Consider the following 21,908-nt stretch of genomic DNA (forward strand, 5'->3'; position numbering starts at 1 on the left):
CGGCGGAGATCTGAAAGCAAGGAAATTTATTGTTCAGATGAAGGAAATCGCAAATAAAATGATTGTCTGTAACATTCACCGGTTCTTACAATTTCTCGTCACTGAGGTTTTCTACAGAGCAAAAAAATTAAAAATAAGAAACTTCCCCTTAAACATTACTTTTTTGCTGTTTTTTTCTCAGCATTCATCCAGCATCGTCTTTACCATCTTGAGGGTCTCGATCTTATACTGGAAATGCTTGATCATCCCTTCTTTCATCATGATCTTTGCATCGAGCATGCGCTTCATCAGGGTCTTTTTCTGGTCGTCAGAGAGCTTTTCCCACATCTCTTTCTCTTTCTCTTCCATCATGCTCATACCGGGTTGTGTGCCATACTCCATACACAGTCCTCCTTTTCGATGCCTGGTTGAACCAGACGCTGCGATCCTCTGTTACTCTCGCAATTTATAGGTACTGGATTTTTTCAAAAATGAATTCAAAAATTGAAACTGGAAATAACCCGATACTGGTCGTATTGTATAAGGCATCAATCGATCAGCCTTGAGTTTTCTGGTTCCCGTTCCCGCAAATGGTACGGCCCCTTCGGGAGGGTACGATAAAAATAGTATAAATAACGATAAGCAGGAGAAGGTATGCAGCTACCCGGACGATGTGCCAGAACCACCACGCTGCAGTCCATGAACTGGTGAATGGGTAAAAAAGCCCGGCCAGCCCGTTCAAAATACAGAACACAGAAAATAGTAAAAATTCCCTGGCTTCTGTTTTCATTGACAGGAAATAGAACCCGGCAGCTGCGATAACAAAGAGAGTTCCGCCGGTTGCATTGATACCGTTTGCTATAAGAGTGAATGTATTATTCACGGTAATGAAGGGGACTATGCCGTGGAACATGACACTTACCGTTCCCAAAACGATCGCAAACAAGGCAACAGCCCCGGCAATGTAATAACCGGGCGTTTTCTTTCCCAAGTGTCTCCCCCACCATATGCTGGTGAAAAGAGCACCCCCGGTGAGAGCTGCCATACTGTGTAACCAGACAGCAGTATTCCCGGGCAATACGGCTGCATGGAATCCGTCAAGAACTGCCATTGCTATCAACGCCGCAGCAATCCAGTCAAAGATTGACCGGATTTCCTGTTTTCCGGGGTTGGTGGAGAGAAGAAACAACGCAGTAATCAAACCAACGGTCAATCCGATTGTTTCAAGGATCGCATGAACCGGGATGCTCATCCATCTCTGATAGGGCAATCCAAGATCGAGCACGAAAAATCCGATAACCGGGAGAATGAAACTCAGAATCGCGATTTTTTTCAGAGTATTTTTTCCACCCCCCATTGCCATGTGTATCGCCTCCTCAGGCTTTCCCCAAAGAAAATATTCATGCAATATCCCGCCACGTTCCCGGTTCTGTTTTTACCCGGATCATTGCGTTGAACCTGCCCGTTCACGACAGCATCCGGCCCGGAAGTTTTCACCGCCAGGGATAACCACCGGGCCGGAGTGCATGCCTTTTTCCGTACTCCGTCCGGATGCCGGATGAACGTCAGCGTCAATATGACCGGGAAGGGCAATCCCATCCTGAACGGCATTAAACCGGGATCTTGTCACGGGGCACTGTTCATTCCGATATACCATGAGATGCTTTTTTTGCAGTTACTCTCATTAGTTCATCAATTTGTTGCTATGCAGGCCGATTCATCTGTTAATTAAAATACTTTTGCCTCGTCTTTCCGATGCGTTCTGATACGTCGGGGCAGACAGGGTATTTTTACCGGGGTGAAAAATCGATTGCCAACCGCTGGCTAAAAAAGGCCCTTCGGTTTTGTTTTTTGCGTTAATGGCTGGTTACGAATAGTTCACCCGGTTAACATTTTCAAATCAATCCGCCAGCGTCACAACACCGGCCGGGCTGCGGGAGTAAGACAACCAGACCTGTAAGCAACAGGGAAGACGAGTCACTGTTGCAGTTCTAATGCCCCCTCCCTGCTACTCCTCAATTTAAGAGGTCTCTCGCCACCACTATAGATTAACGCCAGGTGAACGATGGCCCTCACTGAAGCCCAGGAGCTGTTTACATTATTCTTCGCGATCTATTTTGCTATGATAATAGATCGCTCCCACGAGATGTATAAACCATGGGACACCTACAATGCCTGGAGGGGAAAACCCCATAACATCAGGCGTTTGCTGGCAGCATGGATTATCTTATTCGCGATACCGCTCGTGCATTTTGCGATCTTATTCGCCCTTCTTGGATCGGTCGATGTTCCCTTCGACATGACGATGCGCGGCATTTCAAATGTTATTCTGATCGGCTTTGGTTCATTTTTCGAGTTTGGCTATTTCAGGATATACGAATCTTTTCTGCACAGATACCCCACGTCATTTTTCTCTGAAGAGGAACTGACCCAAAGAGAGAGTCCGGGCGAAATCCGCCCGGATTTCCGGGCTCATTTTATCCCCGGGACATTATATGTAATCATGTCTACGCTTGCTATGTTAATCGCGATTTACTATTAATCGGGCCGTACGCGGTTGAACCCGGTTCAGGCGGGTACTTCCCCCCGTAAAGAACGCAAAACTGGCAGGACTGGGAAGAGTTCCCATGACCGGTCGCCTACTTCACCCGGGACAGCGGGTACTCTTTTGAGAGGTTGTCGATATCGTTGAGGATGTACGCAAACGCAAGCCAGCTCCACTTCCCCCACCGTTTTGCGAGTTCTTCCTGGACCCTCCCGATCTCCTGCCGGGTGTGTGCCGGTGTCCTGCGATCGTAGAGCTCGCTCATGATCACCACGCTCCACGCGTCGATGGGAGGGGTGGACTGGCCGAAGATGATCGCTGCCGAGTATTTCCCGATACCGGGGATGGCGGTAAGGACCTTCATGGCCTCCTCTTCCGGGATCTTCGCAAGCCCGCGGAGGGAGACGGGATGGGAGGCGAGGTACTGCGCAGCACCGACCAGGCGCTCCGCCCGGTACCCGAGCTTCGCCTTCGTGCGAAGGAGCCCCGGGTCGAGGGCGGCGACGTCTTCTGCCCGGGGCCAGAGCGTCACGGTGTGATGGTCAAAAGAGATCTCTGTTCCCGCAAGCGCGAGGACGGCGTCCATCATCCGTTCGCTCCGTTCGATCGGGGCCATCTGGAGAAGGATGGCAAGGACGACACCCCCGAAGACATCCTCCAGGAGCCCTATCCTCATGCCGGGGTGGTCGGCGACCGCTTTTCCCAGTACCTGGCGTCCTGCGCAAATGCGTAGAACCCGGCGAGGTCCTCGTCCGCGCCGAGGCCGGCCCGCACGATGTCCCTGAGATCGCACTTGGCTTCCTTTGCGAGCAGTGCTGCAGTGAAAGCCCGGACCCTGACCCGGTTTTTGTGTGCGGCCATTACGAGCCCGGACGGGATATCGCCGACCCGTACGCCGGTCCAGAGAGTCCCGTCATCGAAGATTTCCTTCCGGGTGGACCAGGGCCACCCCGCGGGCTTGGATACGGTAAGCGGGAAATCGAACGGTTCCGGGATCGTGACGGTGAACGCGTATTCGTGCCGGAGCTGCATCGCGCGTAGGTTTAACACGAATGGTATTAAAACCCGGGGATTAGCCGGGGCGTGCGGTTCCCGGGCCGGTTTTTCCTTCGGTTTAACGAAGCGGGAGACTCTCCAGAATCCGGATTTTCGGATTTTTTCCCTTTACTGATAAATGTACGAAAGCTCCCCCGCAACAAAGAACTGTCTGTGGCGGTCGTCCGGCTTGTGGGGGCGTCCCCATCGCGATCCGGGATTATGTTCATGATACGGAAAAATTGTTTTTAACGTCCCGGACAACGCAACAGATCCCTGCCAGGTAATTATTCATGGCCGATCGTTACAGTTTTTGGAATGTAAAAAAATGCATAAATAGGAGACTGGTATTACAACCCGTGGTGAAATACCATGGTGTCGTTTAAATGCAAGGATATCGGGATGGACTGCAAGTTTGAGGCAACTGCGGCCAATGTGCAGGATCTGGATGATAAAATCGCCCGGCATGCCCGCGAGGCTCACAAAATCACCTCACTTGACAAAGAGATGTGGACGAAGATCCATAAAGCAGAGAAGTGAATTCTTTTTTGAGTCCGCCGGCTTTCGCGAAAAAGTGTAATAAAGTCTTACAGGATATCAGACCATGAACGCCACCTCCGTAGTCGTCAAACATTTCGTTATCGCTTCGGACCGATCGTATGAAGCGGTGCGTGAAGCGCTCAACGAACAACTGGGAAAACAAGCGGACTGGAAAAAAATTGCGCAGGAAATGAAAACCACGAATCCAGAGTGGAAACAGATCAGTAAAATTATTACCCGGCAGATGGGGCCAAGCGGCTTTGCTGTTTTTAGTAAAATTGAATTCGGTCCCCTTCTTGCCTTGAAAGGCAGTCCTGCAAAGGCCGTGCAGTACCTGATCGGTAACCCGTTGCTCGCTCTCATGATGATCGAACGTGTGCCGGAAGCGGCGTTGTATGCCCCACTGAAGCTGGTGCTCTACGAAGATCCAGCCGGCAGCGTCTTTATCGCCTACGATAGTTTCGCCTCCCAACTCGATCAGTACCCGGACCCGGCAATTGCACCGGTGGCGCACCTGGTCGAGAAGAAACTCGGTGAGATGATCGTTAAGGTTGCGACAGGTTAAAAGAATTTAGCGGGAGGATAATTTTTACAATCGAAAAAAAAATTGAGTACGTTTTTTTGAGCGTCGATAGCGTTTTTTCGCAAAAAGAAAACCTGGGCAGGATCACCCTATCCCTTTCCTTATTCCTCATGTAAGGAAAATTCCTGCCAGCCGATACCTTTTCAGGACAACCTGAAGAAACTATATAAAAGGGAAACTGCAATCAAAATGCGATTGAATGCCGGACTATTCCCTTGTTTTCCTGCTTTTGAATGTAGCCCTGGGCTTCTATAATGCCGGAACCATCTGGGCAATGGAAATAGACATATTCCGAACATGGAAACTCGTCGGTCCCAAAGAATTTCATAACATACAGGTAACTCACTGGAAGAAACTTCCCTACTGGATTTTTACCCCAGTCGCACTTACGCTTACAGGAGGGATAATACTTGTTTTCTTTCATCCTGCGGGTTCACCGGCCTGGGCAATCTTTGGCAACATTACCGCCCAGCTCTTGTCGCTCCTCCTGACCGTGATATTCTGGGGCAGGTGGCAGGCGGCATTGAGCCGGGACGAAGCGGGTCCGGCGAGCGAATATCTCGACAAAATACTGAGGACCCACTGGATCAGGACTTTTCTCATCAACATCTATGCCGTCATTTTACTTGCCTGGGCGATCATCATCGTAGTGTAATGGGGAGGGGTGTTTTTGCGCCTCCCGGCACTTTTGACCATCTCCCCTTCATTTCCTGACCTGAAATCAGGCCCTGAAACCCCGTTATGGGACCGTTTTAATTCGCCCGTTTCCAAAAATACGGCCGATTTGGGGTTATTTTGAAACGTAGCCCGATACAGGCTTCTTTTGGGGTGTGAGAAGGGCAATCGGGGCTCATATTGAGGCCGGATGGGATGAGGCCGGTACGGAAATTCGAAGGGGAAAACGGCCGGATAGGGGGGCTGACGGTGGAAAAGATTGCGCTTGTGGAAGGGCCGGGGTGATGTTGTGCGGGAGGTGTTATGCAAGGGAGGAGGGAAAGGGTCGCAGGGACGACGGTTATACCCTCATCAAAGACCGGGGTAAATTGACAAGATATAATACGAATCTCGAACAATAACGGGAAATCCAAACATGCCTCCAAAGTACCGCATTCTCTACGTCAATAATGAGATCCCCCTGCCCGAGCCTGGAAAGCGTTTTCTTGAAAAGGACGGGCAGTTCAGCGTAGAGAGCAGTACCTCTGCGCCGGCTGCACTTTCCCTGCTGGGTTCGAAGGACTACGATGCCATTGTCTCGGGCTACCGGATGCCGGAGATGGACGGCATCGAATTTTTAAAGAAAGTACGATCTTCGGGAAACCCCATCCCGTTTATTATTTTCACCGGACAGGAACGGGAAGAGGCCGTTATGGAGGCCATCAGCAACGGGGCGGATTTTTGTCTCCGGAAAGACGGGTCTTTAGAAACGCAGTTTTTTGAACTGGCCCACAAGATCCGGATCGCTATAGAACACCAGCGGACACTGGAAAAAATACTTTCGCTCAACAGGTTATATTCGGTACTTTCCGCATCCAATAAGGCGATTGTCCATCTCCGGACAAAGGACGGGTTTTTTTCCGAAATATGCCGGATCCTTGTGGAAACCGGGGGATTTCGCATGGCGTGGATTGGCCTCGCCGACCCGGAATACCGGATCATCCGGCCCGTTGCTTCGGCCGGGCATACCAATGGGTACCTCGACACCCTGCATATTTCAACCGAAGATGTCCCTTCCGGACGCGGGCCGACAGGCACGGCATACCGCGACGGGAAATATTTTTTCTCAAACGATATCGCATCCGATCCCCGCATGGTGCCGTGGCGGGAAAACGCCCTGAAGCACGGGTACCTGGCAAGTGCTGCCTTCCCGTTTGCCCCGGGAACAAAAAATGCCGGTGTCCTGACCATCTACGCCCCGGTCACCGGGTTCTTTGATGACCAGACCCTCGCGCTTCTTGAAGAGTTATCCGATTCCATCTCGTTTGCCCTTGAAACACTCGATCAGGCAGGGCAGCGCGCATATGCTGAAAAAGAACTGGAAAAATCAGAACTCAAGTACCGGCAGCTGTTCCAGACGGCATGTGACGGGATCCTGATCCTTGACGGAGACACAGGGGAAATTACCGATGCGAACCCGGCCATCCTCGAAATGCTGGGATACCCGCCGGATTATTTCGTTGGCAGGCACCTCTGGGACCTTGGGTTTCTCAAAGACTCATCCCTTACAAAAAACGCGTTCGCAAAGCTGAAAACCGACGGGTATATCCGGTATGAAGATCTGCCGTTGGAAACACGACAGGGCAAGGCCATCAATGGGGAATTTGTCTGCAATGCCTACTTCGTGGACGACAAGAAGGTTATCCAGTGCAACATCAGGGACATCACCGGGCGCAGGAAAGCAGAAGAGGAACTGAAGCGGAAAAATGAAGACCTTCATGAACTCAACGAGGAACTCACGGCTGCACAGGAAGAATTGCGCCAGAACATTGAAGAACTCACCCTAAGGGAAAGGGAGCTCCAGGCGATCAGCCAGCAGCGCCAGCTTGCGCTGGATGCCGCCCGCTTGGGCTGGTGGCATTACGATCCGGTGACCCGGATCGCCTCGTGGGATGAACGCTGCAGGGAGATCTTCGGTGTCACGGGATACCAGTCCCTCATGGACGAGATACTCGCCATCCGTATGCATCCCGATGACCTGCCCGGCTTCAGGGCCAGGGTGGAGGCCGCCCTCGATCCCGCCAATCCCCGGCCTTTCACGGCAGAGTACCGTATCAGTCAGCCCGACGGGTCGATGCGATGGATCGAGACGCACGGTATCGCATCGTTCGAGGGGACTGGCGAAAACCGCCGGGCAACGAGTCTTGTGAGGACAGTTGCCGATATCAGCGAATCTAAGTATGACGAGGATATCATCCGGCTCACCGTCGCGGTTTTCCGTATTTCATCCACCAGCCACGATCTCCACGGGATGCTTGGCGAGTACGCCGGACTTCTCCAGCAGTATACGGGGTGCAGCGCAATCGGGATCCGGCTCCTCGACGATTACAGCAACATCCCCTACCAGGCGAATATCGGTTTCTCTGAAGAGTTCCTTAAGCGTGAAAGTCCGCTCACCATAAAAACCGACTCCTGCATGTGCATCAATGTCATCAAAGGAACAACCGATCCGTCCCTGCCATTCTATACGAACGAGGGATCCTTTTACATCAATGCCACGACAAAATTCCTGGCCACGGTCTCAGAGGAGGAAAAAGGAAAGACCCGGAACATGTGCAATACGGCAGGGTACGAATCTGTCGCTCTCATCCCCATCAGGCGAGGGGACACGATCCTCGGGCTGCTCCATCTCGCCGACGAGCGGGAAAAGATGGTGCCCGAAAGGATGGTCAGGATCCTTGAAAACGTCGCACTCTCCATGGGTTCGCCGATCCTGCGGATGATTGTGCAGGAGGAACTGAAGCGGAAAAATGAAGCGCTCAATGCAGCCTATGAAGAAATCACTTCAACGGAAGAAGAGCTCCGGCAAAACATAGAAGAACTGAGCCTCCGCGAACTGGAACTGATCAAAAGCGAAGCAGATCTCAAAGAGGCGCTTGTGGAAAAGGAGATCCTTCTCTCCGAGGTCCATCACCGGGTCAAGAACAACCTGACCGCGTTCATCTCGCTCCTGAGCCTTGATGGTACCTATGAGGACACCGAAGGGGGCAGGGCACTCCGTAAGGATCTCCAGAACCGGGCCCGGAGCATGGCCCTGATCCACGAGACATTGTACCGGACCGGGAAATTCTCGAAGGTGGATATGGAGGTCTACCTCACCACCCTCATCGACCAGATCGCCGGTTCTTACGCGGACAGTGCGAAGATCCGGACCGCTGTCGATGTCCACGGAGTGACCCTCGATCTCGCGCGGGCTACCACGGCCGGCCTGATCGTCAACGAACTGGTGACCAACTCGTTCAAGTATGCATTCCCGCCAGGGTTCGACTGTATGGCGGCACGGGGTGAGCCCTGTACGATCCGGGTCTCGCTCGCCCACGAGGACGGGACGGACGTACTCGCCGTGGCCGATAACGGCCGCGGACTACCGGCGGGACTCGAACCCCTGACGACAAAATCTCTCGGTCTCAAACTGGTGACCTTCCTTGCCCGCCACCAGCTCAGGGCAGAAATCGCGGTCAGGGCGGACAAAGGCGCCGGGTTTGTCTTCCGGCTGAAAAATACAGAGGATCGGGCATGACCGGCGAAACCATCCTGGTCGTAGAGGATGAGGGCCTGATCGCCCTCCACCTGTCCGAGATGCTGGAAAAAGCGGGATACCGGGTCATTTCACCGGCGTACTCCGGAGAGATGGCACTCCGGGCGCTCGAAACCTCCCCGAAACCCGATCTCGTCCTGATGGATATCGGGCTTGCCGGGTCGCTTGACGGGATCGAGACCTCCCGGCAGATCAAAAAGCGCTCGCCGGTTCCCCTGATCTTTATCACTGCCTATACCTCTGAGAATATGCTTGCACGAATGCGGGAAGCAGCACCGGCCGGGGTCATCACCAAACCATTCGACGATAAGGATCTGCTTGCCCTTATAGGGAAAGCCGTATCCGGCCCGGCTACACTATAATCACCCTGATGAAATGCCAGTGGTGCATTGATATGCGTTTTTTTACTGGCAGGCCAGCGGGAAGATGACATCAGGTTATGAAGGAAAAGAAGCCGGGCGTGAGAGTCACGCCCGGGGAAAGCTGGTGTGCTTCAGATGTTCTGATTTGACCGCTCTGCAAACGGTCAGGTTGATCTTACCGGATATGGTTAAAAAATTGCGGTCAGTTTCTTTTTTTTGTAACGTAATTTGATCCGCATGGCCGGAGCAGCATGCCGCAGGAACGAGGGCAATCCCGTCGCGGTACTGCCCGGGAGTGTCCATGAAAGTCCCGCGACATGACAGGATCTTATTGCACGTCGGCGAACCGGTACGCCTCTTTTGGCACAACCATTTCGAACCGGGCGCCGTTGCCGGGCTCGCTCGTTTCGTTCAGGGAGATTTTTGTAATGGAGAGGATCTCGCGGGAGAGAAAAAGGCCAAGGCCGGTGTTTTTCCCAAATCCACGCTCGAAAAGGCGTTTTTTGTCCTCGCCGCTGATCCCGGCCCCGTCATCCTCGCAGGTAAGAATAACCCCGGCACCCGTTTCAGAGGAGAAGAACTTGATTTTTGTCATGCCACTGCCCCCATACCTGAGCGCATTGTCGATCAGGTTATAGAAGACCTTCCCGGCCAGGGGGTCGGCAAACACTTCAGTTCCCGGCAGGAGATCGTTTACCACCACAATCTTCCCGGGTGAAGCTTGTTCTGATGCAGCCCCGACGAGCGCGTGGCAGTCCTGCCAGGCCGGGATCCTGACACCGATCTCTTCGTACTCTTTTGTAAACCTGATAATAGCGGAGATGCGCTGTACAGAGGCTGCAACCTTCCGGAAGTATTCATCGCGTACGGGCCCGGCCTGTTCCTTTTCCAGAAAGAGGAGGTAAGTCTGGAGCACCGACAGCTGGTTGTTGATATCGTGCCGTGTGATGCCGGAGAGAAGGTTGAGCTTCTTGTTCGCCTGGCAGACTGCCTTCTCTGCACGTTTTCGTTCGGTGATGTCATGGACCACCACGCAGGAGAGTGCAGGAACTCCCTCGCGGGGGATGATGCGGGACGTAAGGTCCACATCCCGCAGGGAGCCGTCCCGGCACTGGAGCTGAACTTCCCCCGACCATCTGTCCGGGGTGAAGTCGTGCCAGCTCCGTGTCCCGTCCTCCCCGCTGTTGCCGGCGATAATGTCAACAACGTTCATGCCGGTGAGTTCCTCCCCGGTATACCCGAGCAGCCGGATCGATGCCGGGTTGGCTTCGAGAATAGCCTTCGTATCGCAGGAAACCAGCAGGATCCCCTCCGCCGCATTGTCCACGATCGCCCGGTAGCGCTGCATGGTCTCCCTGAGCTGCTGGTCGACTGCATGCCGGTGGAGTGCCATCTCCACCGCGACGAGCAGCTCCCGTTCGTCAAATGGTTTAACGATGTAGTTGTATGGCGCGGTCTCCGTTGCCCGGGCAAGTCGCCTGCTGTCGGAATACGCGGTCAGGAAGATGAGGGGGATATCGGCATGCTCGTGGATCCTGCGGGCTGTTTCAATCCCGTCGATCTTTCCCATCAGTTCGATGTCCATGCAGATAAGATCCGGCAAATTTTTCTTTGCGAGTTCCACGGCCTCCTCCCCGTATGCCGTCGTGCCGGAAACCCGGTACCCGTTCTTCTCCAGCAATTCCCCGATCTGGAGCGCGATGATCCCGTTATCCTCAACGACAAGGATTGATTCGCCAGTCATACCGATTCCCCCGAAACCCGGGACATGTAGTCGCACGTGCTGAAGTTACGGCCAAATTATCCGGCGGTGATCCCGGGATCCGGAAGCGGCACCGTACGACAGGTCCGGTGCCGGGTTCTTCAACGCCTGCCGTATTCCAAAACATCGTTCGTAGTGTTTGTCCGTTTTGTATAACCCCGGTAACCATAATCCCCGTTATTTTCATCCACTGTTGCAGAAGAGCAGGGACATAACAACCAGCTGCGTCGCCCGGATTACATCTTCCTGATTTCCCGTTCCGAACCATCGATGCAGTAATACATGTTCTTAAGCCCCATCATAGGAGTTACCGGGCATTCCGGGCATATGCATTCTTTCTTTACCAGTGTACAGCCGGTTTTTCCGGTTGCACAAAACAACAGCTCATTCTTTTCCTTCATGCAATCGTTGCTGGTCGGGCACTCCATGCAGATGCACTTCATTCTCGCGCCGTCAAGTGCTGCCTTCTGCTCCGCGTCGCTCATTTTCTGCATGGCCTGCATCATTTCTTCAAATTTATCCACAGTCATCACGTCCCTGCCAATTCGTTTGTGCACAAAACCGTTGTGCACAGGTACCGCTTTTCGGGGAGGTGGGATTTTTCCTGCAACAGGCAATCGGTTTTCGAAGAGCAGGTCCGGAAATTCCACCGCTCCCGTAAGAAACACCTATTCAACAGGGAATATTATAGGAATTCTCCCGAAAATCATATTTTGAGACAAATTTTGAAACCGGATGAAAACTATAAAAACAATGATTTGGGTGTCTTTATAAAAACAGGACAGATGAATATCATTTGATGGGGGGAGAAAACCGTCCGCATTCCTGGTGACCTGAAATGGTTGAAGTCTCCTATCTTGTTGCCTTTGCGGCCGGCATAGTCTCGTTTCTAGCTCCCTGCGTCCTGCCGATCGTGCCTGGGTTTCTTGCCTATCTTGCCGGGACAACAGTACGGGAAGGAGCGTCGAAACGGTGGGATATATTTGCGGCAAGCATCCTTTTTGTCGCCGGCTTTTCCGTGGTTTTCTCCCTTCTCGGGGTCCTGCTCAACACGATCCTGACCTCGGTCGCCTATGATGTCCAGCTCTGGCTGTCCCGGGCCGGGGGACTGGTGATCATCTTCTTCGGCCTCTACCTGACAGGGCTTATACGGCTTGGCTGGCTTGAGAAAGAGTACAAGTTCAGCGTCACCGGGAAGCGATCGAAGTATGTCACCTCCTTTCTCTTCGGCGTCGCCTTCGCGGCCGGATGGACACCCTGCGTGGGTGCAGCCCTGGGCGCGATCCTCGGCCTTGCGGCGAGCCAGCCCGGCATCGCGTTCACCCTTCTTCTCGCGTACTCCCTCGGCCTTGGCCTGCCGTTCATTGTCACCGGGCTCTTTGCCTCCCGGGTAGCACCGGCGATATCGAAATACTCCCGCGTGCTGCAGTACATCAACGTCGCGTTTGGCATTGTACTCATCGTCCTTGGAATACTGATCTTCACGCAGACGCTGGGGCTTATCGCGGACCTGCCCCTGCTCAACAATTTCCTTCAGGGGAGTTTATAGTATGGAAAAAAGGACGATTGCACTGGTGATAGCGGTGATCCTGATAGCCGGGGCCATCGTTTACCTTGAACAGTTCAGCGCGAACAAATCGTATACCGGCACACCGGTAGCACCCGGAAACAGGACCGCGATCAATGCCGAAAAGGCAAAAATCTACCCGTACGCAAAAGAGATAGCCCAGCCCTCGGGTTTTGTGAATGTCGATAACATCACTATCGGCAGCCTCATAGGGAAGAATGTGATCCTCGTCGATTTCTGGACATACAGCTGCATCAACTGCGTACGGACGATCCCGTACCTGAACATGTGGTACTCGGAGTATCACGACCAGGGCCTCGAAATTATCGGCGTCCATACCCCGGAGTTCCAGTTCGAGCACAATATCGACAATGTCCGGCAGGCTGTCCGGAGGTTCGGGATCAGGTACCCGGTCGTGCTCGACAACAATTACGCGACCTGGGATTCGTACGGGAACCAGTACTGGCCCGAGGAATACCTGATAGATATCGATGGCTTCATCGTCTACCGCGCTATCGGCGAGGGAGATTACAACGCGACCGAGATGGAGATCCAGAACCTCCTCCGGGAGCGGGCCCAGGCCCTCGGGATCCAGGCCAACATCTCCAACACGACTGCAGCACCTGCGAATGCGGTCAGCGTTGATTTCTCGCAGATCGGCAGCCAGGAGACATATTTCGGTGCAGGAAAGAACCAGTTCCTGGCGAACGGACAACAGTCAGCGACCGGGCCGCAGGCACTGGTGATCCCCGGGTCTGTCCAGTCGAACATGCTCTACCTCGGGGGGACGTGGAACTTCGCCGACGAGTATGCGGAGACCACCGGGAATGACAGCATCGTTTTCCAGTACAATGCAAAGAATGTCTACTTTGTCGCGAGCGCCGATAATGCCACGGCGGTCACGGTCATGCTGGACGGAAAACCGATCGGCAGCAGCGCCGGTTCGGATGTAACGGGAGGTGTCGCCACGATCCAAGACGAGCGGCTGTACACGCTCGTAGCAGGGACGGATTACGGGGAGCATACGCTCAAGCTCGACATCGCACAGCCGGGCCTGCGGGCGTACACGTTCACGTTCGGGTGACGGGACACAGGGAAGATACCATGGACAGGAAACTGGTGAAGGCAACATTTGCAGGAGGCTGCTTCTGGTGCATGCAGCCGCCATTCCAGCAGGTAAAAGGAGTGGTTGAAGTCGTGGCCGGGTATGCCGGTGGGACAAAGGAGAACCCGAGCTATGAAGAGGTCTCTTCCGGTACAACGGGACACCTCGAATCGGTGCAAGTAACGTACGACCCTGAAAAGGTCTCCTACGAAAAGCTCCTCGATGTCTTCTGGACGCAGATCGATCCGACCGACCCGGAGGGCCAGTTCGCGGACAAGGGGTCCCAGTACAAAACCGCCATATTCTACCACGATGAAGAACAGAAGCGGATCGCAGAAGATTCGAAAAAGAAACTCGACGGTTCCGGGAAGTTCCAAAAATCCGTTGCGACAGAGATCCGGCCGTTTATGAATTTCTACCCGGCCGAAGAGTACCACCAGAACTATGCCAGGAAAAAGCCCCGGGAATACCAGCACTACAAGACATATTCCGGGCGTGAGGCGTTCATCGGGAAGGTATGGGGAACTGCGGAAAAAGTCAGGATCTATTCGACCCCGGGGTGCCATAACTGCCACGAGATAAAGGAGTTTCTTACGTCAAAGAAGGAGGAATTCGAAGAGGTCGACCTCGCTACCGATGAGGATGCAAGAACGATGATTATCGAAAAAACCGGGCACCTCGGGGCTCCCATCGTGCAGATAGGGGATGAGTTTATCTTCGGATATGATCCGAAAAAAATGGAGCGCCTCTTGCACCAGTGATACCGGGTGATTGTCAAGATGAGCAAAGTCACCGTCTATTCCACAAAAGACTGCCCCTCCTGCACTATGGCAACGGCGTTCCTTGAAAAACACCGCGTGCCATTCGAGAGTATTGATACCAGTGCGGATCCAAAAGCGGCCCAAAAGATGATCGAGCTATCCGGCCAACAGGGCGGGCCGGTCATCACGGTCGACGACGAGGTTATCGTGGGGTTTGATGCCCGGCGGCTGAACGAACTGTTCGGGGAACCGGCACCCGGGCAGATCTTCGATGTCCTCATCGTCGGGGCAGGCCCGGCCGGGCTGACCGCCGGGGAGTACTGTGCGCGAAAGCTCCTCATGACCATGATCGTCTCGGAAAACATCGGCGGCCAGGCACTCGAATCGTGGGCGATTGAAAATTACATGGGATACCGGATGGTGACCGGTGAAGACCTGATGAAGAAGTTCGAAGAACAGGCAAAAAACCTCGATTTGAGGCTTGAAATCGATCAGGTCACCGGTATTTTCGGGGAAGGCAACCTTTTTCTGGTAAAGACCCTCTCCGGCACCACCCTGCAAGCAAAGTGCCTTATCTTGGCGCAGGGAAAAAGGCCCCGGAAACTCGGGGTGCCCGGCGAGGAGCAGTACCTCGGGCGCGGGCTCTCCGTATGCTCGACCTGCGACGGCCCCCTGTTCAGGGCAAAGAAGGTCGCCGTGGTGGGCGGGGGCAACTCGGCACTGCAGACCGCCATAGAGATGAGCGGGATCGCACAGTCGGTGAGCCTTATTGTGCGCAGCACGATCCGGGCCGACCCGGACTACCAGAAGAAGGTCGAATCAAAAAACAATATCACGGTATACCTGCATTCGCGGGTGAGTACGCTCCACGGGGGCCGGTTCCTCACCGGCATTACGATAACGGACGAAAAAGGCGGTGAGCAGGTCGTCAGCGCGGACGGCGTCTTTGTCGAGATCGGCTGGCTCCCCAACACCGGACTGCTTGGCGGGTTTGTGGAGCTCAACAAGGAAAAAGAGATCGTCGTGGACATAAACTGCCACACGAGCAGGAAGGGTGTCTTTGCCGCAGGCGATGTCACATCGGTGAAGGGCAAGCAGATCATCATCGCCGCAGGAGAGGGAGCAAAAGCGGCGCTCGAAGCGTCAGAATACGTAATGAAGATGGGAACGTAGGGAGCAAAGTGCAAACACCGGTACCTGCGAACGCATCCCGGAACCGGCACGTTACCCATATTCTGCAACTATCCCGCCGGCTGTTTTTCGTACAGATAACAGCACCGGCAAACGGCAGCCTTTATCCAGTCAGGATATTCAAAACCATTTAAAAATAGTTCGCTCGTAGTTTCGCAGACCCGGTCCTTGCATAAAACAGGCCTAGTACCCGGCCACACAAAATAACCGCTCCTTCCTGAGCCGGGGCTCATCAGGATTTTGCCAGGATCCGAACCCCGGAGGGATACTTTTCCGGGGGTCAGCCTGAAGTCATGTTTTTCCCGCCTATATCGTTGAGGATACCCTGTTCCGTGTTCAGGAGGTCCTGCAGGAGAAGTTCGGCGAGGAATATACCCGGTTCAAACGGGAAGTAAAAGCCCTGATCCCCTGTATCCTATGACAGAAGAAAAAATGAGGTCAATCAACAACCGCTGTCGCGCATCGCTCTCCTCCTGAAACAAAGTGTTTCCTGCCAACGGGCAGAAGATATCGTTTCTTCTCTTCACCAGTGCCGGCCTGGCGCTCCTAGTATCGTAGTTTCTTAAAAGATCCCGGGGCATCGGCCACTCCATGGCGGTCCTGATGAGGTGACGGTCGAGATGGATTTACGAGAGGAAAGCGGGGAGAGGCCCCGTTACGTTACCAGAAGCCACTGCTGCGTGTACAGGAAATCGCCGGGCAACCGATTGGAACTACAATAGAATCAGGGCAGAGTTCCCTCGTGCATGCTCCCCACCGGAAGCATATCAATCATACTTCCGGAACAGTGCCGGGTTCTGCCTTCGTATCCACCAGCGCCGGATGAGAACAATCCCCCCGATAACTATCACAATGCCGGCAATTCCTGCAATCGCCGTGATCGGGATACCGGCGGGCGTTACCGGTGCTGCCGGCACAGCGGTCGTTTTCGTTGTTACCGGTACCACCGTCGTGGTACGCTGAACAATCGCGTAGGTCGGCCGGGTCGTGGACACCATTGTCGCATCCGGGGTAATGGGTGCTGCTGTCGGAGCGGGTGTTGCATTCACGGTCGCAACGGAGGCAGTTCCCGGGGATTGCACCACTACGGCAAAGTACGAGAATCCCGGTGTCGTTGCATCGAAATAATAGTAATTTCCGTTCTGGTAATCAAAGGTGGTTGGCAATGCAGTCCATTGATTGTTGTGCTCCCGCATCAGTACAATAGTGGCAGGGTTCACGTTGTGATTGCTGAGCCATTCTCCGATGACAGAGAAGGTGATAATACCATGGTCGACAGCATCCGGATTGACCCCGACGAGATTGATGACCAGATAACCGGCAACGGTACCCTCCAGAGGTTTACCGATATTTGCGGGTAACGCGATCACTTCCACAGCCCCGAGGTTTTGGGAAGGTACTACCTGGACCTGGCTGACAGCAACCGGCTGGATAAGATTGGGATTCTGGTTAAAGGAAAATGTCGCCGGTTGTCCTGAGGAAACGCTGGAGACAGTCGCCGCAGATGAACCACCTACAGCCGACGAGGCACTACTGCCCTCGGACGATGTCGATGCGGAAGGGCTGGTGGCAATGATATAACCGGACCGGGTTATCGTATTCGTCCCCGAAGTATTGGTGACCGACAGTGCCACCGTGTACGTGCCGGCATCGACATAGGTATGACTCGCATTCCGCTGGGTGGCATCGGTCGTGTTAAACCAAATGCTGTCGCCAAACGACCAGTTCCAGAGGGTGATGCCCGGCGATGTCGATGCGTCAGTAAACTGGACAAGGAGAGGAACATTCCCCGATACCGGAGAACCGGTAAATGAGGGGGATGGCAGGGAGGGGAGAGTGGAAATGTACCCTGACCGGCTTGTCGTGTTGACGCCGGTAGTGTTCGTAACCGTCAGGTTCACCGTGAAGGTACCTGCCGTTGAATATTGGTGAGATGCATTCCGGGCTGTAATATCGGTTGTATTGAACCATGGACTGTTGTCACCGAACGACCAGTTCCATATCGAGATGCCGGGGGATGCTGAGGTGTCGTTGAACTGCACCACCAGAGGGGGGTTCCCGGTTGTAGGCGATCCTGTGAAATCCGGAATGGGAAGCGGGGGGCCTACGACAATGTAGCCCGGCTGTGATGTGGTATTTGTTCCCGATAAATTGGTAACCGAGAGGTTCACCGTATACGTTCCCTGTACGGAATAGGGGTGAGTGGCATTCCGGAGTAAAGCGTTCGTCGTGTTGGACCAGGTGGTATCACCGAACGACCAGTTCCATGCCGTGATGCCCGGGGATATGGAGGTGTCGTTGAATTGTACAACCAGCGTCGCATTTCCGCTCCGGGGCGACCCGGTGAGACCGGGGACGGGCAGCGGGCCGGTGACACTGATATAATTCAGGAGGGAGGTCGTGTTGGTTATGGTTGCAGGAAAACTCAGCCCTGATGTATTGGTAACCGAGAGGTTCACCGTGTAACTGCCGCCTGACGAATACGGGTGCGTTACATTCTTTGCCGTCACGTCCGTCGTATTGAACCATGTGGTATCACCGAACGACCAGTTCCAGTACTGGATGCCGGTCCCCGACGTGGTGTCATTGAACTGGACGCTCAGTGGCGCGTGGCCGGATGTCGGCGTCCCGGTAAAGACCGGGATCGGCAGCGCCGCTGAGACGTTGATGTAATTCGCTATCGAGGTCGTGTTGGTAACGGTTGCAGGGGAGATTATTCCCGATGAGTTGGTGACCGAGAGGTTCACCGTGTAACTGCCGATGGCTGTATACGGGTGTGTCACGTTCCGGGCGGTAATAGCCGTCGTATTGAACCAGGTGGCATCACCGAACGACCAGTTCCAGTACTGGATGCCGGTCCCCGACGTGGTGTCATTGAACTGGACATTCTGCGGCTCGTGGCCGAATGTCGGCGTGCCGGTAAAGGATGGGATCGGCAGGATCGCTGATGCGTTGATGTAATTCACGATCGTGGTCGTGTTGGTAATGATCGCAGGAGAAATCAGTCCCGATGAATTGGTGACCGAAAGGCTCACCGTGAAGCTACCGGCCGAAGAATACGGGTGCGTTACGTTCTTTGCCGTTAAGGCTGTTGTATTGAACCAGGTGGCATCACCGAACGACCAGTTCCAGTACTGGATGCCGGTCCCCGACGTGGTGTCATTGAACTGGACACTCAGCGGCTCGTAGCCGGATGTCGGTATGCCGGTAAAGACCGGGATCGGCAGCGCCGCTGAGACGTTGATGTAATTCGCTATCGAGGTCGTGTTGGTAACAGTCGCCGGGGAGATTATTCCCGATGAATTGGTGACCGAGAGGTTCACCGTGTAACTGCCGATGGCTGTATACGGGTGCGTTACATTCTTGGCCGTGACGTCCGTCGTATTGAACCAGGTGGCATCGCCGAACGACCAGTTCCAGTACTGGATGCCGGTCCCCGGCGTGGTGTCATTGAACTGGACATCCTGCGGCGCGTGGCCGAATGTCGGCGTCCCGGTAAAGACCGGGATCGGCAGGGTCGCTGATGCGTTGATGTAATTCGCTATCGAGGTCGTGTTGGTAACGGTTGCAGGGAAACTCAGTCCCGACGAATTGGTGACCGAGAGGTTCACTGTGTAACTGCCGGCTGAAGAATACGGGTGCGTTACGTTCTTTGCCGTTAAGGCTGTCGTATTGAACCAGGTGGCATCGCCGAACGACCAGTTCCAGTACTGGATGCCGGTCCCCGGCGTGGTGTCATTGAACTGGACACTCAGCGGCTCGTAGCCGGATGTCGGCGTCCCGGTAAAGACCGGGATCGGCAGCGCCGCTGAGACGTTGATGTAATTCGCTATCGAGGTCGTGTTGGTAACGGTCGCCGGGGAGATTATTCCCGATGAATTGGTGACCGAGAGGTTCACCGTGTAACTGCCGGTGGCTGTATACGGGTGCGTTACATTCTTGGCCGTGACGTCCGTCGTATTGAACCAGGTGGCATCGCCAAACGACCAGTTCCAGTACTGGATGCCGGTCCCCGGCGTGGTGTCATTGAACTGGACACTCAGCGGCTCGTAGCCGGATGTCGGTGTGCCGGTAAAGACCGGGATCGGCAGCGCCGCTGAGACGTTGATGTAATTCACTATCGAGGTCGTGTTGGATCCGCCAACATCGGAGGCAGTCAGGGAAACCGTGTAGCTGCCCGCCGAAACGTACGTATGCAGAGGGTTCTCTGCAACTGAGAAATTGCCTTCCCCGAACGACCAGTTCCACGAAGTCGGCAGGTACGTCGAGGCATCAGTGAACTGCACGGCCAGCGGGGCGTAGCCGGATGTCGGCGTGCCGGTGAAGTTTGCGACCGGGGCCGTTTCAAAGAAATCGTATTTGCTGAAATGGAGGACTGGGAGGGTGATCAGGGTGTTCCCGATAACGGTGACATTCTGTGAGGGGTAGTTGACAAAACCGGCATAGTTGAGCCAGGTGCCTTTATCGAACAGCGTAGTCGTGGTGCCCGAATCAGTGGTTGCCGTGATCGTAATATTCCCGTAACCGGCGAACGGGAAGCTGTTGGGATACATGGTCAGGGTCGCCGAGTTATTAAATACGGAATTCAGTGCGGTGTTGGTCATGGTAAAATTGGTGCTGTTACCGGTCGAGGATATGGCGAGATTATTCCCGAGCACGGCAAGACCTGAATCGATACCTGATGTTAAAAGGTTCAGGTTCTGGTTGTAACTGATATTCCCGAGCAATGCGTGGGTCGCCGGGTTCTCGACAACAAACGTGAGATTACGGGCTGCCGAAAAATCCGGTATCGAACTCCAGTCGGTTGTCCGGGTGCTGTTGAAGTTCTCACCCGGGAGGGAATAGTAGGGATTGAAATCAAGGACGGTCACGTAACCCATATACCCGGGCGTTGAAACGATATTACCAGAAGAATCTTTGTATGTATTATTCCCGATCGACAGGCCCACCGGAACTACTGCAGAGATATTGCTGAATTTCAGGGAGCTGGTATCGTTGGTCAGGATCCCGCTCGATTCTCCTGAGTTCGAGTCGGTTGTGGTGTCCAGGAACAGGGAGCTGTTCCGGATAACATCGGCCGGCTGCCCGGTAATGTTGGAAATACCGGCAACTAAACTAACATTCCCCCCAAACGGGAAAACCCATTGTGAAGTGTCGATGGTCAGGTTCCTGTTCCCACCGGAAGGCGACCAGGAACTATTGAAGAAGTACCAGGATGTCGTCTGTGTGCCAGCAGTTCCATTCGAGAGATAGAGGGTTAGTCCTGGAGAACTGTAGCCATCATCCTGAATTACGTTTCCGTTCGCTGAGGGGGCAATGTAAATTCTCCCCCCGGGAGCACTATAAATCTGGCTTGTGTCGATATAGACAGGCGGGGAAGTCTCACCTGATGTCGGCGGAGATAGTACACTGGCTGATCCGGGTGCACCATTAAAATTGCCGGTAACATCGAGCCCGATACCTCCAGCTGCACCAGTATTCAGCGGACAGGATTGAGTATCAGAGATGCCGTTGTAGGAGCCTGCCAGGTTGAAAACTATCGACAGATTAGAAGCATAGTCGTTACCGTTGGCGTCTTCAATTTCACCGATCCAGGAATTAAGAGAATTGTAATTTCCCGTGAGGTTTACCCCAGTCCCAGAGAAGTCCCCGGAGATCAGGGATGGATGGGATTCAGCAACATTAAACGTATTTGAACTCCCGGTAATTTCGAAGAGGGAATTATTCCGGAATCCCCCGGTCTGATCATAGCTGAAAACGAGAAAATGACTGCTGCTTGTAGGAGACAATGTATAGGTTTGGGAGTTTCCGTTAAATGCAATCGTTGCATTCATGAAAATGTAGAATTTTTCTCCCGTACTTGGGGTGGTATTTTGATGAATTGTCAGGGAGTTAGGGATTTGAACTATATTTTGGCCGGGGGTCAGGGTCGCCGAAGTGTTACTGATCAGGAGCAATGTATCACCGGGATTCGCCCCCGCTACGGCGTCTTCAAGGGTTTGATATATAGTTCCTGTAGAGGTATCTTTAAGTGCAGCTGAACTAATCCCGGGAATGAGGGCAATCGCAAGAAAGCAGCTCAGCAGGATGATACTCAACGAAGTATAGCTAAGCCCTTTCATGAATATCTACGGTTCTAATTTCATCTTCGTTTATTTATCCTTTGGGATATTACAGAGAATTATGAAAAGCCTTCCACTGAATTATAGTGTTTTTATCTAAATTC

The 21,908-nt window shown here is 53.7% G+C and carries 18 protein-coding genes; 10 read left to right on the forward strand and 8 right to left on the reverse strand.

The genetic code is table 11. From position 1 onward, the window contains the following. Positions 1-177 precede the first annotated feature (177 nt). Together ACLQMU_RS09000 and ACLQMU_RS09005 are read right to left on the reverse strand one after the other, a co-directional pair. Positions 178-381 carry a hypothetical protein gene (locus ACLQMU_RS09000; protein WP_422149412.1) on the reverse strand — a complete coding sequence of 68 codons (204 nt, stop codon included), beginning with the start codon at positions 379-381 and terminating at the stop codon, positions 178-180. Positions 382-535: 154 nt separating this feature from the next. Continuing rightward, complete coding sequence (locus tag ACLQMU_RS09005) at positions 536-1,342, reverse strand: hypothetical protein (protein ID WP_422149413.1); 807 nt, start codon at positions 1,340-1,342, stop codon at positions 536-538. 702 nt (positions 1,343-2,044) lie between these two features. Here ACLQMU_RS09005 and ACLQMU_RS09010 point away from each other — a divergent pair. Then, complete coding sequence (locus tag ACLQMU_RS09010) at positions 2,045-2,521, forward strand: hypothetical protein (RefSeq protein WP_422149414.1); 477 nt, start codon at positions 2,045-2,047, stop codon at positions 2,519-2,521. A gap of 97 nt (positions 2,522-2,618) precedes the next feature. On the opposite strand, the gene ACLQMU_RS09015 is transcribed toward ACLQMU_RS09010, so the two are convergent. Then, positions 2,619-3,200 (reverse strand): hypothetical protein, encoded by a 582-nt coding sequence (locus tag ACLQMU_RS09015; RefSeq protein ID WP_422149415.1) that lies wholly within the window; start codon positions 3,198-3,200, stop codon positions 2,619-2,621. Beyond that, the gene (locus tag ACLQMU_RS09020) at positions 3,197-3,574 is read right to left on the reverse strand and encodes a hypothetical protein (RefSeq protein WP_424039352.1); all 378 of its coding nucleotides are present in this window, start codon (positions 3,572-3,574) and stop codon (positions 3,197-3,199) included. Before ACLQMU_RS09020 ends, ACLQMU_RS09015 begins: the two co-directional genes overlap by 4 nt. A gap of 357 nt (positions 3,575-3,931) precedes the next feature. Here ACLQMU_RS09020 and ACLQMU_RS09025 point away from each other — a divergent pair, with 357 nt between their 5' ends. The 5 genes from ACLQMU_RS09025 to ACLQMU_RS09045 all read left to right on the forward strand — a co-directional run bounded on the left by ACLQMU_RS09025 (position 3,932) and on the right by ACLQMU_RS09045 (position 9,296). Beyond that, positions 3,932-4,099, forward strand: a complete 168-nt coding sequence (locus ACLQMU_RS09025; RefSeq protein WP_422149565.1) for a DUF1059 domain-containing protein — start codon at positions 3,932-3,934, stop codon at positions 4,097-4,099. A gap of 64 nt (positions 4,100-4,163) precedes the next feature. Beyond that, positions 4,164-4,664: a DUF302 domain-containing protein gene (locus ACLQMU_RS09030; RefSeq protein WP_422149566.1), complete on the forward strand. Its 501-nt coding sequence runs from the start codon at positions 4,164-4,166 to the stop codon at positions 4,662-4,664. A 217-nt stretch (positions 4,665-4,881) separates the two neighbouring features. Beyond that, on the forward strand, positions 4,882-5,337 hold the full coding sequence (locus ACLQMU_RS09035; protein WP_422149567.1) for a hypothetical protein: 456 nt from the start codon (positions 4,882-4,884) through the stop codon (positions 5,335-5,337). A gap of 435 nt (positions 5,338-5,772) precedes the next feature. Continuing rightward, on the forward strand, positions 5,773-8,916 hold the full coding sequence (locus ACLQMU_RS09040) for a GAF domain-containing protein (protein ID WP_424039350.1): 3,144 nt from the start codon (positions 5,773-5,775) through the stop codon (positions 8,914-8,916). Continuing rightward, positions 8,913-9,296, forward strand: a complete 384-nt coding sequence (locus ACLQMU_RS09045) for a response regulator (protein ID WP_422149438.1) — start codon at positions 8,913-8,915, stop codon at positions 9,294-9,296. The genes ACLQMU_RS09040 and ACLQMU_RS09045 overlap by 4 nt, the downstream gene beginning before the upstream one ends. A 328-nt stretch (positions 9,297-9,624) precedes the next feature. Here ACLQMU_RS09045 and ACLQMU_RS09050 read toward each other — a convergent pair whose 3' ends face one another. Together ACLQMU_RS09050 and ACLQMU_RS09055 are read right to left on the reverse strand one after the other, a co-directional pair. Further along, positions 9,625-11,040 carry an ATP-binding response regulator gene (locus ACLQMU_RS09050; protein WP_422149439.1) on the reverse strand — a complete coding sequence of 472 codons (1,416 nt, stop codon included), beginning with the start codon at positions 11,038-11,040 and terminating at the stop codon, positions 9,625-9,627. Positions 11,041-11,294: 254 nt separating this feature from the next. Further along, positions 11,295-11,588: a DUF2769 domain-containing protein gene (locus tag ACLQMU_RS09055; protein ID WP_422149440.1), complete on the reverse strand. Its 294-nt coding sequence runs from the start codon at positions 11,586-11,588 to the stop codon at positions 11,295-11,297. Between the two features lie 308 nt (positions 11,589-11,896). On the opposite strand from ACLQMU_RS09055, the gene ACLQMU_RS09060 reads away from it, so the two are divergent. Genes ACLQMU_RS09060 through ACLQMU_RS09075 form a run of 4 tightly spaced genes read left to right on the forward strand, consistent with a single transcriptional unit; the run spans position 11,897 to position 15,664 of the window. Next, positions 11,897-12,607: a cytochrome c biogenesis CcdA family protein gene (locus ACLQMU_RS09060; RefSeq protein ID WP_424039346.1), complete on the forward strand. Its 711-nt coding sequence runs from the start codon at positions 11,897-11,899 to the stop codon at positions 12,605-12,607. Position 12,608: 1 nt separating this feature from the next. After that, on the forward strand, positions 12,609-13,709 hold the full coding sequence (locus ACLQMU_RS09065) for a redoxin family protein (protein ID WP_422149442.1): 1,101 nt from the start codon (positions 12,609-12,611) through the stop codon (positions 13,707-13,709). 20 nt (positions 13,710-13,729) lie between these two features. Further along, a complete protein-coding gene (gene msrA / locus ACLQMU_RS09070; protein ID WP_443673670.1) occupies positions 13,730-14,491 on the forward strand; it encodes a peptide-methionine (S)-S-oxide reductase MsrA in 762 nt (253 codons plus the stop codon). Positions 14,492-14,509: 18 nt separating this feature from the next. Further along, positions 14,510-15,664 carry an FAD-dependent oxidoreductase gene (locus ACLQMU_RS09075; RefSeq protein ID WP_422149444.1) on the forward strand — a complete coding sequence of 385 codons (1,155 nt, stop codon included), beginning with the start codon at positions 14,510-14,512 and terminating at the stop codon, positions 15,662-15,664. 398 nt (positions 15,665-16,062) lie between these two features. On the opposite strand, the gene ACLQMU_RS09080 is transcribed toward ACLQMU_RS09075, so the two are convergent. Both ACLQMU_RS09080 and ACLQMU_RS09085 read right to left on the reverse strand, forming a co-directional pair. Next, positions 16,063-16,275, reverse strand: coding sequence for a hypothetical protein (locus ACLQMU_RS09080; RefSeq protein ID WP_422149445.1), 213 nt, complete (start codon positions 16,273-16,275; stop codon positions 16,063-16,065). Between the two features lie 174 nt (positions 16,276-16,449). Beyond that, the gene (locus tag ACLQMU_RS09085; protein ID WP_443673671.1) at positions 16,450-21,471 is read right to left on the reverse strand and encodes a PKD domain-containing protein; all 5,022 of its coding nucleotides are present in this window, start codon (positions 21,469-21,471) and stop codon (positions 16,450-16,452) included. Between the last annotated feature and the right edge of the window lie 437 nt (positions 21,472-21,908).

The sequence above is a fragment of the Methanoregula sp. genome (assembly GCF_052325125.1).
Taxonomy (GTDB): Archaea; Halobacteriota; Methanomicrobia; order Methanomicrobiales; family Methanospirillaceae; genus Methanoregula.